The organism is Leifsonia sp. P73, assembly GCF_051059105.1.
Taxonomy (GTDB): Bacteria; Actinomycetota; Actinomycetes; order Actinomycetales; family Microbacteriaceae; genus Leifsonia.
The window spans coordinates 1609017-1622095 of sequence record NZ_CP194931.1; the positions used below are offsets into that span (position 1 = coordinate 1609017).

General features: G+C 72.1%; 10 protein-coding genes. 7 read left to right on the forward strand and 3 right to left on the reverse strand.

Going from position 1 to position 13079, the window contains the following annotated elements; translation table 11 throughout:
• Positions 1–54: 54 nt before the first annotated feature.
• Together ACQ86L_RS08195 and ACQ86L_RS08200 are read left to right on the forward strand one after the other, a co-directional pair.
• On the forward strand, positions 55–4719 hold the full coding sequence (locus ACQ86L_RS08195) for an ATP-dependent helicase (RefSeq protein ID WP_434318429.1): 4665 nt from the start codon (positions 55–57) through the stop codon (positions 4717–4719).
• Positions 4720–4725: 6 nt separating this feature from the next.
• Complete coding sequence (locus ACQ86L_RS08200) at positions 4726–5502, forward strand: DNA-formamidopyrimidine glycosylase family protein (RefSeq protein ID WP_434318430.1); 777 nt, start codon at positions 4726–4728, stop codon at positions 5500–5502.
• A 73-nt stretch (positions 5503–5575) separates the two neighbouring features.
• On the opposite strand, the gene ACQ86L_RS08205 is transcribed toward ACQ86L_RS08200, so the two are convergent.
• The gene (locus tag ACQ86L_RS08205; protein ID WP_434318431.1) at positions 5576–6166 is read right to left on the reverse strand and encodes an NADPH-dependent FMN reductase; all 591 of its coding nucleotides are present in this window, start codon (positions 6164–6166) and stop codon (positions 5576–5578) included.
• Positions 6167–6251: 85 nt separating this feature from the next.
• Between ACQ86L_RS08205 and ACQ86L_RS08210 the strand changes: the two genes are divergently transcribed.
• From ACQ86L_RS08210 to ACQ86L_RS08220, 3 genes are all read left to right on the forward strand, one after another.
• A complete protein-coding gene (locus ACQ86L_RS08210; protein WP_434318432.1) occupies positions 6252–6791 on the forward strand; it encodes a hypothetical protein in 540 nt (179 codons plus the stop codon).
• Positions 6792–6838: 47 nt separating this feature from the next.
• A complete protein-coding gene (locus ACQ86L_RS08215; protein ID WP_434318433.1) occupies positions 6839–7339 on the forward strand; it encodes a MarR family winged helix-turn-helix transcriptional regulator in 501 nt (166 codons plus the stop codon).
• 130 nt (positions 7340–7469) lie between these two features.
• Positions 7470–9221 (forward strand): LCP family protein, encoded by a 1752-nt coding sequence (locus tag ACQ86L_RS08220; protein ID WP_434318434.1) that lies wholly within the window; start codon positions 7470–7472, stop codon positions 9219–9221.
• Between the two features lie 82 nt (positions 9222–9303).
• Here the strand turns inward: ACQ86L_RS08220 and poxB are convergent, their stop codons facing one another.
• Complete coding sequence (poxB, locus tag ACQ86L_RS08225; RefSeq protein WP_434318435.1) at positions 9304–11037, reverse strand: ubiquinone-dependent pyruvate dehydrogenase; 1734 nt, start codon at positions 11035–11037, stop codon at positions 9304–9306.
• A 158-nt stretch (positions 11038–11195) separates the two neighbouring features.
• Here poxB and ACQ86L_RS08230 point away from each other — a divergent pair, with 158 nt between their 5' ends.
• The gene (locus tag ACQ86L_RS08230; protein ID WP_434318436.1) at positions 11196–11831 is read left to right on the forward strand and encodes a ScbR family autoregulator-binding transcription factor; all 636 of its coding nucleotides are present in this window, start codon (positions 11196–11198) and stop codon (positions 11829–11831) included.
• Positions 11832–12059: 228 nt separating this feature from the next.
• The gene (locus tag ACQ86L_RS08235) at positions 12060–12437 is read left to right on the forward strand and encodes a DUF3566 domain-containing protein (RefSeq protein WP_434318437.1); all 378 of its coding nucleotides are present in this window, start codon (positions 12060–12062) and stop codon (positions 12435–12437) included.
• Here ACQ86L_RS08235 and ACQ86L_RS08240 read toward each other — a convergent pair.
• Positions 12418–13059 (reverse strand): TetR/AcrR family transcriptional regulator C-terminal domain-containing protein, encoded by a 642-nt coding sequence (locus ACQ86L_RS08240; RefSeq protein ID WP_434318438.1) that lies wholly within the window; start codon positions 13057–13059, stop codon positions 12418–12420. The genes ACQ86L_RS08235 and ACQ86L_RS08240 overlap by 20 nt on opposite strands.
• Positions 13060–13079 lie beyond the last annotated feature (20 nt).

Here is a 13079-nt window from a genome sequence, read left to right on the forward strand (position 1 = left end):
GCCCCTCGCGGCCTCCCCTTGGCGGTGTCGGTGGCGGGGAGCAGGATGGAGGCGATGAGCGACGTGCTCGACCGGTTCTCCCCCGCGACCCGTGAATGGTTCCGCGGGGCCTTCGCCGCGCCCACCGACGCCCAGACCGGCGCGTGGGAGGCCATCTCGCACGGGCGGCACGCGCTGGTCATCGCGCCGACCGGCTCGGGGAAGACGCTGGCCTCGTTCCTCTGGGCGATCGACCGGCTGGCGAGCGAGGAGCGGGCGCCCGACGCCCGCCCCGGCACGCGCGTCCTCTACATCTCGCCGCTGAAGGCCCTCGGTGTGGACGTGGAGCGCAACCTCCGTGCGCCGCTGGTCGGCGTCACGCAGACGGCGCGACGGCTCGGCGCAGAGCCTCCGCATGTCAGCGTCGGCGTCCGCTCCGGGGACACCTCGTCGTCCGACCGCCGCGCGCTTGTGACCTCTCCGCCGGACATCCTGATCACCACGCCCGAGTCGCTGTTCCTCATGCTCACGTCGCAGGCGCGCGAGACGCTCACCAGCGTGGAGACCGTGATCGTGGACGAGGTGCACGCCGTCGCGGCCACCAAGCGCGGCGCGCACCTCGCGCTGTCGCTGGAGCGGCTGGACGCCCTGCTGGAGAAGCCGGCCCAGCGGATCGGCCTGTCCGCCACGGTGCGTCCGCCGGAGGAGGTCGCCCGGTTCCTCGGCGGCAGCTCACCCGTGGAGATCGTCGCGCCGCCCGCCGGCAAGCGGTTCGACCTCCGCGTGGTCGTGCCGGTCGAGGATATGAGCGAGCTCGGCACCTCCACCTACGCGAGCGACAACGACGACGGCTCCGCACCGCAGGCCGGCTCGATCTGGCCGCACGTGGAGGAGGCGATCGTCGACCGCGTGCTGGAGCACCGCTCCTCGATCGTGTTCGCGAACTCGCGCCGGCTGGCCGAACGGCTCACCGCCCGGCTCAACGAGCTGTACGAGGAGCGACTGCTCGGCGGGGAGGCGGGAGGCGCTTCCGCCCGGCCGCCGGCGGAGCTGATGGGCGGCTCCGGCCAGACCAAGGGCTCCGCCGCCGTCGCCGATCCGGAGTCGCTTGTCCTCGCCCGCGCGCACCACGGCTCGGTCAGCAAGGAGCAGCGCGCCCTGATCGAGGACGACCTCAAGTCCGGGCGGCTGCGCTGCGTCGTGGCGACCTCCAGCCTGGAGCTCGGCATCGACATGGGCGCCGTCGACCTCGTCGTGCAGGTGGAGGCCCCGCCCTCGGTCGCGAGCGGGTTGCAGCGCGTCGGCCGCGCCGGCCACCAGGTCGGCGAGGTGTCGCGCGGGGTGGTCTTCCCCAAGCACCGCGCCGACCTCATCCACTCGGCGGTCGCGACCGAGCGGATGGTCGGCGGGCTGATCGAGACGATGCGGATCCCGACGAATCCGCTCGACATCCTCGCGCAGCAGACCGTCGCGGCGACGGCGCTGGAACCGCTCGACGCCGACGACTGGTTCGACACCGTGCGCCGCAGCGCGCCGTTCGCGACGCTGCCGCGCAGCGCCTACGACGCGACCCTCGACCTGCTCGCCGGCCGATACCCGTCCGACGAGTTCGCCGAGCTGCGCCCGCGCATCGTCTGGGACCGTGACGCCGGCACGCTCACGGGCCGACCCGGCGCGCAACGGCTGGCCGTGACCAGCGGCGGCACCATCCCCGACCGCGGGATGTTCGCCGTCTACATGGTCGGCGAGCGCGCCAGCCGGGTGGGCGAGCTGGACGAGGAGATGGTCTACGAGTCGCGCGTCGGCGACGTATTCGCGCTCGGCTCCACGAGCTGGCGCATCCAGGAGATCACCCACGACCGGGTGCTGGTGTCGCCCGCGTTCGGCGAGCCCGGGCGGCTGCCGTTCTGGAAGGGCGACGGCATCGGGCGGCCGGCCGAGCTGGGCGCGGCGGTCGGTGCGTTCGTGCGCGAGCTGAGCGCGGCCTCCCCCGCCGACGCCGAGCTGCGCTGCGTGGAGGCCGGGCTCGACGCGTTCGCGACGGCCAACCTGCTGGCGTTCCTGCGCGAGCAGAAGGAGGCCACCGGGCACGTCCCGACCGACCGGACGCTGGTGGTCGAGCGGTTCCGCGACGAGCTCGGCGACTGGCGCGTCGTGCTGCATTCCCCGTACGGCATGCAGGTGCACTCGCCGTGGGCGCTGGCCGTGCAGGCGCGCGTCCGCGAGCGGTACGGGATCGACGCGGGCGCGATGGCGGCGGACGACGGGATCATCGTGCGTATTCCCGACACGGAATCCACACCTCCGGGCGGTGAGCTGTTCGTGTTCGAGCCGGCCGAGCTTGACGAGCTGGTGACCCTGGAGGTCGGCGGCTCCGCACTGTTCGCGTCCCGGTTCCGCGAGTGCGCGGCGCGTGCGCTGCTGCTGCCGAAGTACAACCCGGGCAAGCGGTCGCCGCTCTGGCAGCAGCGGCAGAAGGCGTCGCAGCTGCTGGACGTCGCGCGTAAGTACCCGAGCTTCCCGATCATCCTGGAGACGGTGCGCGAGTGCCTGCAGGACGTCTACGACCTGCCCGCGCTGGACGAGGTGGCGCAGAGCATCGCCCAGCGCCGCATCACCCTGGTGGAGGCCGCGACCGAGACGGCCTCGCCGTTCGCCCGCTCGCTGCTGTTCGGGTACGTCGCCGCGTTCATGTACGAGGGCGACAGCCCGCTGGCAGAGCGTCGGGCGGCGGCGCTGTCGCTGGACGCGGGCCTGCTGGCCGAGCTGCTGGGCCGCGCGGAGCTGCGCGAGTTGCTCGACCCGTCGGTGATCGAGCGGGTGGAGCTGCAGCTTCAGCGGCTCGATCCGGAGCGGCGGGTGCGTGGCGCGGAGGGCGTGGCCGACCTGCTGCGACTGCTCGGGCCGCTGACGGTCGCGCAGGTGGCGGAGCGGTTGCAGGGTGAGGAGGTGGAGGCCGACTCGGATGCGGATGAGGTCGCCCCTCCGCACGCCACCTTCCCCATTGCCCGCGCCCATCTGACCTCCCTGGTCGACGCCAAGCGCGCCCTCGCCGTCACGATCGCGGGCGAGGAACGGTACGCCGCGATCGAGGATGCCAGCCGCCTCCGCGACGCGCTCGGCGTCCCCCTCCCGATCGGCGTACCCGTCGCCTTCATCGAGCCGGTGGACGATCCGCTCGGTGACCTCGTGAGCCGCTACGCGCGCACGCACGGCCCGTTCGAGGTCGCGGAAGTCGCCTCCCGGTTCGGCCTGGGTCCCGCGATCGTGCACGACGCGCTGCGCCGGCTGTCCCGCGACGGCCGCGTCGTGGAGGGCGAGTTCCGCCCGCACGCGACCGGCTCCGAGTGGTGCGACGCGGAGGTCCTGCGGCGGCTCCGACGGATGTCGCTCGCGGCGCTCCGCCAGGAGGTCGAGCCGGTCGAGACAGCCACGTTCGCGCGGTTCCTGGGCGACTGGCAGCACATCGGCTCGGCACTGCGCGGCGTGGACGCCGTAGCGTCGGTCATCGAGCAGCTGGCCGGGGCGCGCATCCCGGCCTCCGCGTGGGAGTCGCTGGTGCTGCCGAGCCGCGTCTCGGACTACAGCCCGGCCATGCTGGACGAGCTCACCGCCACCGGCGAAGTGATCTGGGCGGGCGACGGCTCGCTGCCGGGCAACGACGGCTGGATCAGCCTCAACCTCGCCGACTCGGCCCCGCTCACGCTGGCCCCGCCGACCGACCACGATCCCGACGAGCTGCAGCGCGGCGTCCTGGCGGCGCTCGCGCGCGGCGGCGGGTACTTCTTCCGGCAGCTCTCCGACACCCTCGGGGCCGAGCGCGGCGAGGCGATCGAGGACGCCGTGCTCGTGACCGCGCTGTGGGACCTGGTGTGGGCGGGCCTGGTCACGAACGACACCCTTGCTCCCCTGCGCACGCTGACCGGCGGAGGCGGCGGCGCACACAAACGCCCGCGCCAGCCGACCCGCTCCCGGATGTACCGCGGCCGGGTGGGCGCCCCGCGCACCTCCGCGATGGTCACCCGGATGGGACCGCCGACCGTCGCCGGCCGCTGGTCGCTGCTCCCCGAGCGTGACCTGGACTCCACGGTCCGCGCGCACGGCCAGGCCGAGACGCTGCTCGACCGGTACGGCGTGGTCACCCGCGGCTCGGTGATGAACGAGGGGACGCCGGGAGGCTTCGCCCTGGCCTACAAGGTGCTCAGCGGTTTCGAGGACAGCGGGCGCGCGCGCCGCGGCTACTTCGTGGAGACGCTGGGCGCCGCGCAGTTCGCGAGCGGCCCGACCGTGGACCGGCTGCGCACGTTCGCGCGCGACCACACCCAGCCGCGGCCGTTCGACGCGGTGGCCCTCGCGGCGACCGACCCCGCCAATGCGTACGGCGCCGCGCTGCCGTGGCCGGCCGTCTCCGCTCCGACCGGAGGCGTGGAGGGCGGCACCGGCCACCGGCCAGGCCGCAAGGCGGGCGCGCTGGTCGCCCTGGTCGACGGCGAGCTCACGCTCTACGTGGAGCGCGGCGGCAAGAGCCTGCTCTGCTTCGCGGACCAGGAGGACGACGGCGTGCGCCCCGCGCTCGTGGCGGCCTCCCGTGCGCTCGCCGGCCTGGTGACCTCCCGTCGGGTGGACAAGCTCGCCATCGAGACGGTCAACGGCGCGAACGTGCTCGGCAGCCCGCTCGGCGCGGCCCTCGCGGAGGCGGGGTTCCTGGCCACGCCGCGCGGCCTCCGGCTGCGGGGATGACGACCGATGCCCGAGGGTGACACCGTCTACCAGACGGCCGCGCGCCTGCGCCGTGCGCTGCAGGGCCGGCTGCTGACCGAGACGGACTTCCGGGTGCCGCAGTACGCGACCGTCGACCTCAGCGGCCGGCACGTCGACGAGGTGGTCAGCCGCGGCAAGCACCTGCTGATCCGGGTCGGCGACCAGACCATCCACAGCCACCTCAAGATGGAGGGCTCGTGGGAGGTGTACCCGCCCGGCGGACGGTGGCGGCATCCCGGGTTCCAGGCGCGTGTGGTGCTGCAGACCGCCGAGACGCAGGCGGTCGGCTTCCAGCTCGGCATCCTGGAAGTGGTGCCCCGGTCGCAAGAGGATGCCGTCGTCGGCCACCTCGGCCCTGATCTGCTCGGCCCGGACTGGGACGCCGCGGAGGCCCTGCGCCGGCTGGCCGAGCAGCCGGACACCCCGATCGCGGTCGCGCTGCTCGACCAGCGGAACCTCGCGGGCATCGGCAACGTCTACGCCAACGAGCTGTGCTTCGTGCGCGGGATGCTGCCGACGCGTCCGGTGCGGGAGGCCGACCTCCCGGCCACCGTCGACCTGGCGCGTCGGATGCTCGTCGCCAACCGCGACCGCACCGTGCGCGTGACGACCGGCGACACCCGTCGCGGCCGCAACACCTGGGTGTACGGCCGCGACGGGAAGCCGTGCCTGCGCTGCAGCGCGCTCATCCGGCGAGGGGAGCTCGGCCGCACCGAGCTGGAGAAGCGGGTGACGTACTTCTGCCCCGTCTGCCAGACCTGAGCGCGCGCGAGGGCACGTCGTTGTCACTTTCCGGGCTCGGAAGTGACAACAACGTGCCCCTCGATGGTGTGGGTTAGGCGGCGGCGTCCTCGGAGACGTCGGCGTCGCTTTCAGCGCGCACGGTGGCGAGCGCGCCCGACCACGACTCGAGCTGGTCGAAGAGCGGGGTCAGGCCGGCCTCCTGAGCGGCGGTCGGATTGAGCGACCAGTTCTCGAAGTCGTGCTGGAGGCTCAGGCCGACGAACGCGCTGACCGTCGCGACCTGGAGCTGCGAGAGCACGAGCCGCAGGTGCTCGACCGCGCGGGCGCCGCCGAAGACGCCGTAGCTGACGAAGCCGGCCGCCTTGTTGAACCACTCGGCCCCGACGAAGTCGATCGCGTTCTTGAGCACGCCGGAGGTGCTGTGGTTGTACTCGGGCGTCACGAAGAGGTAGCCGTCGAACTCGGCGATCTTGGCCGCCCACGCCTTGGTGTGGTCGTTGGCGTACTGGCCCATCGCGGCGGGCATCGGCTCGTCGAGGTGCGGGAGGTTCCACTCGGCGAGGTCGACGAGCTCGTACTCGGCGCCGTCGCGCTTCTCGGCGTGCTCCAGCACCCAGCGGGCGACGGACTCCCCGTTGCGGCCGGGGCGCGTGCTCCCGATGATGATGGCGATCCTGGTCATGTCAGCCTTCCTAGTTAGATGACGTGTCACCTTTCGGGAACCCGCGCCCTCCCGCCGGTATTCCCGTGCCCGCTAGGCTCGACCCATGTCAGACCGGCGCGCTCCCGACGACGCTCATCTGCCCGCCGACGCCACCGAGCAGGAGCGCCGGGAGGCCGGCGACCGGCTCCGGGAGCGCATCTACGTGACGTTCACGGCGCTCGCGATCCTGATGGCGCTCAACGCGCACGGCGAGCACCTCGACTCGCCCACGGTGCTCTGGACGCTCGTCATCTCCGTGGTCGGCGTGCTGCTCGCCGGCCTCGCCTCCGACCTGGTCTCGCACATGATCGTGCACAACACCCTCCCCACGGCGCGGGAGTTCCGGCACCTGCTGGCCGTCGCCTCCCGGGCGCTCACGGTCATCGTCATCCCGGTGCTCGTGCTCGCCGCGGCGATGCTCGGCTGGATGCAGGCGCGGACCGCCGTCGTGATCGCCATCACCGCCCTCATCGCGTCGCTCGCGGTGATCGCGCGCATCGCGGTGTCCCGCACCGGGATCGCCGGGTGGAAGCAGCTGATCGTGCTCGTGGGCATCGTGGCGCTCGGCGTGCTCGTCGTCTTCCTGGAGCAGCTCGCGCACTGAGGCCCGGCGCCACAGCGCTCTGTCGTGGGCGCGTGCAAGGATGACGTATGCCGATCGCGCGTACCCGACCCGATCCGCGCAAGCTGAGCGCTGCCGAAGCGGAGCTCTTCCACGCGTTCTACTTGATGCGGCGCGGTTTCGACCGCACCCTGGACGCCCAGCTCCAGCGAGACGACGGCATCTCCATCTCCGAGCTGGAGGTGCTCATGGCGCTGGTGCGGTCGCCCGGGCGACGGCTGCGCGTGCGCGACCTGGTGGAGCTGACCGGCTGGGAGAAGAGCCGCGTCTCCCACCAGGTCACCCGCATGGAGGGCCGGGGCCTGGTCGAGCGCGAGGACTGCGCGGAGGACCGGCGCGCCAGCTGGATCCGGCTCAGCGGCGACGGCCGCCGCGTCGTCGTGCGGGCGCTGCCGAAGCACACCGCGACCATCCGCCGCATCCTCTTCGACGCGCTCACGCCGGAGCAGCAGGACGAGCTGCTCGGGATCTCCACGCGGATGACCGACGCCATGGCGGCAGGAGACGTACCCTCCCGACCGGATGCATGAGGGTTCTCGCAGCGCGCATGACCTCGTGGCCGTGAGCATGCTGAGAACTCCTCGCTGATCCGCTGGTCATTCCACCGGAACACCGCCCGAAACCAGGCTGTTCGCAGTCCGCACCCTCTAGCGTCATGGTGTGCGACGCCCGAACTATCCCTCAGGTGACTCCGGAGCCGGCCGGGACGACCGTCCCGAGCCGCCGACCGAGGTCTTCGGACGCGTGCCCGCAGCCGACCCGCGCCGGCCGGTGCGGGCGACGCGGCCGGCCAGCGGTGTGCCCTCCGGGCGCAACGGCGGCGCTCGGGCTGCAGGGGTTGCGGGAGCGGGCGCCGCGGCGGGCGCCGCGGGTGCGGGCGTCGCGGCGGGTGCCGCCGGCGCGCCCTTCGACCTGTTCGGACTGTCCGGCTCGCCGGACCCGGGCCGCGCGGACGGCGGCTTCGGCGACAGCGGTGCCGGCGACGGCGGCGACGGTTCCGGCGGCGCGGGCGGCGGCAAGCCCCCGAGGAAGCGCCGACGCGCCAAGCGCATCATCGCCTGGACCGCGGCCGGGCTGGCCGTGCTCCTCGTCGTGCTCGGCGGTTATGCCGCCTACAGCTACTTCCGCTTCGTCGGCGGCGTGAACCACGTCGACGTCATCAACAAGACCGGCAGCGACGTCGACGGCGCCGACCAGAACATCCTGCTCGTCGGCGACGACCACCGCCCGGACAACGCGACGCAGGCGGAGCTGAACCAGCTCAGCACCACCGCCGACGGCGGCGGCACCAACACGGACACGATGATGATCCTGCACATCCCGGCCAACGGGAAGTCGGCGACCCTCGTCTCCCTCCCCCGCGACTCCTGGGTGAACGTGCCCGGCCACGGGATGAACAAGCTCAACTCGGCGTTCTCGCTCGGCAACGGCGGCAGCGACCCGACCAGCGGCGCCAAGCTGCTCATCCAGACGGTGCAGAACCTCACCGGGCTGTCGATCGACCACTACGTGCGCGTGTCACTGCTCGGCTTCTACACGATCGCGAAGGCCCTCGGGCCGGTGCAGGTGTGCCTGAACAACGCGGTGAACGATCCGTACTCCGGCGCGAACTTCCCGGCGGGCGTCTCGACGCTCGACGCGCAGCAGGCGCTGTCGTTCGTGCGGCAGCGGCACGGCCTCCCGCGCGGCGACCTCGACCGCGTCGTGCGCCAGCAGTATTTCCTGTCGGTGGAGGCGCACAAGTTCCTGTCCGCGGGGACCCTGCTGAACCCGAGCAAGCTCACGAGCGCCCTCGACGCGATCAGCGGCTCGCTGGAGACCGACCCCGGGCTCAACTTCCTCCAGCTCGCAGCGCAGCTGCAGGGCCTCACCGGCGGCAAGATCCAGTCGGCGACCATCCCGATCTCCGGCACGCCGACCATCACGGTCGACGGCTCGGACCTGTCGATCGTGCAGGTGGACACCGCCGCTATGCCGGCGTTCGTCAAGAGCCTGACGGGCACGCCGTCCGCCTACGACGGTGCGACGGCGGCCAAACCGTCCGACACGAAGGTCACCGTGCTCAACGGCGGCAGCATGAACGGCGCGGCGGGCACGGCGACGCAGACGTTCAAGGCAGCGGGCTTCAAGACCGGCACGGCCGGCGACGCGAGCTCCCAGCAGACGACGACCATCCAGTACCCGTCCGGCCAGGAGTCGCAGGCCAAGGCCGTCGCGGCGCTGCTCCCGGGCGCCGCCGTGCAGGAGACCGGCAGCGTCAAGAACGTCACCGTCGTCCTCGGCGAGGACGGTCTGATGCCGACCGCGCCCGGCGCCGCCGCCACCGGCCCCGCGGCCCCCGCCGCCCCCGCCCCGGCCCCCACGCACTCAGGCCCCACCACCAACTACTCCAGCACCGTCTGCATCAACTGACCCAGCAGCCAACAATCCCGGAGTTGTGTACGGCCGCGCACGGCGTGTCGCGTACACAACTCCGGGATTGTTGGCTGCGTGGCTAGTCGAAGAGGCGGCGGAAGACGTTGGTGTCGGCGAGGTCGATGAGTTCGTCGCCGCGGCCGGACATGATGGTGCGGAGCGCGTACAGGGTGAAGCCCTTGACTTGCTCGGCGGTGATGGCGGGCGGGATGCTCAGCTCCTGGCGGGCGGTCACCACGTCCACCAGGGCGGGGCCGTCGTGCGCGAACGCGGTGCGGAGGGCGCTCTCCAGCTCGTCCGGCTTCTCGACCCGCTGGCCGTGGATGCCGATCGCCTGCGCGACGCGGGAGAAGTCCGGGTTCTCCAGGCCAGTGCCGAAGTTCACGAAGCCCGCGGCCTTCATCTCGACCTCCACGAAGTTCAGCGAGGAGTTGTTGAAGACGACGATCGTGACCGGCAGCTTCCGCTGCACCAGCGTCAGCAGCTCGCCCATCAGCATCGCGAGGCCGCCGTCGCCCGCCAGCGCGATCACCTGCCGTCCCGGGAACGCCGCCTGCGCGCCGATCGACTGCGACAGGGCGTTGGCCATGCTGCCGTGGTTGAACGAGCCGATCAGCCGGCGTGAGCCGTTCATCCGCAGGTAACGGGCCGCCCAGACCACGGGCGAGCCGACGTCCGGGATGAACACCGCGTCCTCGCTGGAGAGCTCGCTGATCAGCCGCGCGACGTACTGCGGATGGATGGGCGTGCGGTTGCGGTCGTTGACGGCCAGCTCGTCCAGGCTCTTGCGCGCCTTCAGGTAGTGCGAGCGGGACGCGTCGAGGTGCTTCGTGTCCTTCCGGTCCGCCAGGAGCGGGAGGAGCGCCTCCACCGTGTCCTTCACGCTGCCGACCAGGCCGAGGTCGATCGGCGTGCGCCGGCCGAGGTTCTCGCCGCGGATGTCCACCTGGATGATCTTCGCCTTGGACGGGTAGAACTGCTGGTAGGGGAAGTCGGTGCCGAGCATGAGCAGGGCGTCGCAGGACTCCATCGCCCGGTAGCCGGAGGAGAAGCCGAGCAGGCCGGTCATGCCCACGTCGTAGGGGTTGTCGTACTCCACGAACTCCTTGCCGCGCATCGCGTGCACGACGGGGGCCCGGAGCGCTCCTGCGATGTCGATGAGCTGCGGGTGGGCGCCCTCGACGCCGGCGCCCGCGAGGATCGTGACCTTCTTCGCGGCGTTCAGGATGTCGGCGGCGGCCTGTAGCTCGCCGTCGGTCGGCCGGGTCACGCGCGGCGAGTAGAGGATCGGCGCCGACGGCTTACGGCCGACGCTGTCCGCGAGGAAGATCTCGCCCGGGATCACGACCACGGCGACCCCGCGGCGCTCGATGGCCGTGCGCATCGCGATCTCCAGCACGCGGGGCAGCTGCTCCGGCAGGCTGACGAGCTCGGTGTAGACCGAGGCCTCCCGGAACAGCTCCTGCGGGTGGGTCTCCTGGAAGTAGGTGCTGCCGATCTCGGGCCCGGGGATCTGCGCGGCGATCGCGAGCACGGGCACCCGGCTGCGGTTGGCGTCGAAGAGCCCGTTGATGAGGTGGAGGTTGCCGGGGCCGCAGCTCCCGGCGCAGACGGCCAGCTCGCCGGTGAGCGCGGCCTCCGCCGCCGCCGCGAACGCCGCGGCCTCCTCGTGCCGCACGTGCTCCCAGGTGATGTCGCCCGCGCGGCGCAGCGCGTCGGTGAAGCCGTTGAGCGAGTCGCCGGGGATGCCGTAGACGCGCTTCACTCCCGCGTCCCGGATGATCTCGACGATGGTGTCGGCGACGGTGGTCATGCGGCGTCCTCCTCTGTCGGCGTGGCTGCGACGGGTGATCCGGCTGCGGATAGCGCTCACGCTACTCCGCGGGCGCGCGTCGCGTCTGGGCCGATCACGCATCCACCCCGGATTCATGCATCCATCACAGAGGTCGGCCGCACTACTGTGTTCAGGTCATGGTCACGCAGTCTCGCGCCCTCGCCACCCGCGACGCCATCCTCCGGGGTGCGGCCGAGGTCTTCGGCGCGCGCGGCTACGGGCTGGCCTCCATCTCCGACATCGCCACGTCGGCCGGGCTCACGAAGGGCGCGCTGTACTTCCACTTCGCGTCCAAGGACGAGCTGGCGCTCGCGGTGATCGCCGAGCAGCACCGGCGCACGATGGAGGCCTCCACCGCGATCCTGGCGGAGGGCCGGCCGGCGCTGGAGTCGCTCGTGCTGCTCTGCCGGAGCCTCGGACGGCAGCTCCTGGAGGACCCGGTGGTTCAGGCCGGCATCCGGCTGACCACCGACGTCGGGACGGCCGAGCAGGCGATCGTCGAGCCGTACGAGGACTGGTTCCGCGCGATCGAGGAGCTGATCAGGAAGGCGATCGACGAGGGCGACGTCTCGGAGCGCCTGGATCCCGGGATGTTCGCGCACCTGCTGTCGCCCGCATTCACGGGGGTACAACTCGTGTCGGCGACGCTGACCGGGCGCGCGGACCTGCTGCAGCGCATCCGGGAGCTGTGGATCGTGCTGCTGCCGGGGATCGCGGCGGACGGGCGGCTGGACGCGCTGCGGGCGCTGCCCGACCTCGTCGTGGAGGGCTGAGCCCGCTCCGGGACCCGCCCGACCGACATCCCCCCAGTGGTCGCCGTTGCGACGTGTACGTCGGTCGGGCGTTCGCCCCCGCACCGGCCATATTACATGCATAACCGGTCGATCGGTTTGTTTCGCCGCCCCGTCGCTGACGGGGTTCCCTCGGGCGTGTCGGTTAGAATCGCCCGATGGGGGATCCGCGCGAGCGGGTCGAGAGCAGCACCACCGGGGAGGTCGCCGATGTCGGCACGGACGAAGCAGAAGAAGCGCGCGACGATGCGCCTCGTCTACATCGACTTCTGGTCCGCGCTGAAGATGTCGTTCCTGATCAGCATCGTCCTCGCGGCCGTGACCGTCGTGCTCACCCTGCTCGGCTGGTCGGTGCTCGACAAGGTCGGGCTGGTGGGCTCGATGACGACGTTCCTGGAGAGCATCGCGGGCGCACAGGGCGCCGCGCTCGTCGCCGGGCTGACCTTCGGCAACGTGATGACGTTCACGCTCGTGGTGTCGCTGCTGGAGGTCATCGTCGTGTCCTCGCTCGGGGCGATCTTCGCCGCGCTGTTCAACCTGGCGACCAACGTGGTCGGCGGGTGGAAGGTCACGTTCGGGAGCGACTAGCTCCCGCGCCCTCCGAAGCGTCCCCGTCGGGCGCGAGGCGCTGGAGGCCGCCCACGAGGAGTCCCACCCCGAACGCGAAGGCGGCGGCGGAGTCCCCCTCGTCGAGCGGGTCGGCGGCCTCCCCCGTCGCGAGCACGCCGATGCTGTCGAACTGCATCCGCTGCTGCTCGTGGGAGACGTGACCGAGCACGAAGTGCAGGAGCGCGGTGGCGGCGCGGCCGGCGGTCTCGGCGTCGAAGCCTCCCGAGCGGACGGCGGCCTCCAGTCGCTGCTGGGCCGGGGCCGCGCCCAGGCCGAGCGCGGCGGTGCTGGCGACGACCTCCGCGCCGTCGCGGTAGGCGAGCAGCGCGTCGCGGAGCGCGGCGGACTCGGCGCGCACCCGGTCGGGCCATGAGACGTCGGCCGGGGTGACGGCGGCGCGGCCGACGATGCGGTCGGCGAGCTCGGCCAGGAGGGTCTGCTTGTTCGGGAAGTGCCAGTAGAGGGCGCTGGGCTGCACGTCGAGCGCGGCGGCGAGGCGGCGCATGGTGAGGTCGGGGAGACCGTAGTCGTCGAGGATACGGAGGGCCGTCTCGGCCACGTCGTCGCGGCTGTGTCTGCGTGCGCTTTCGTTTCCGGTCACGGTTTCACTATAGTGAACGC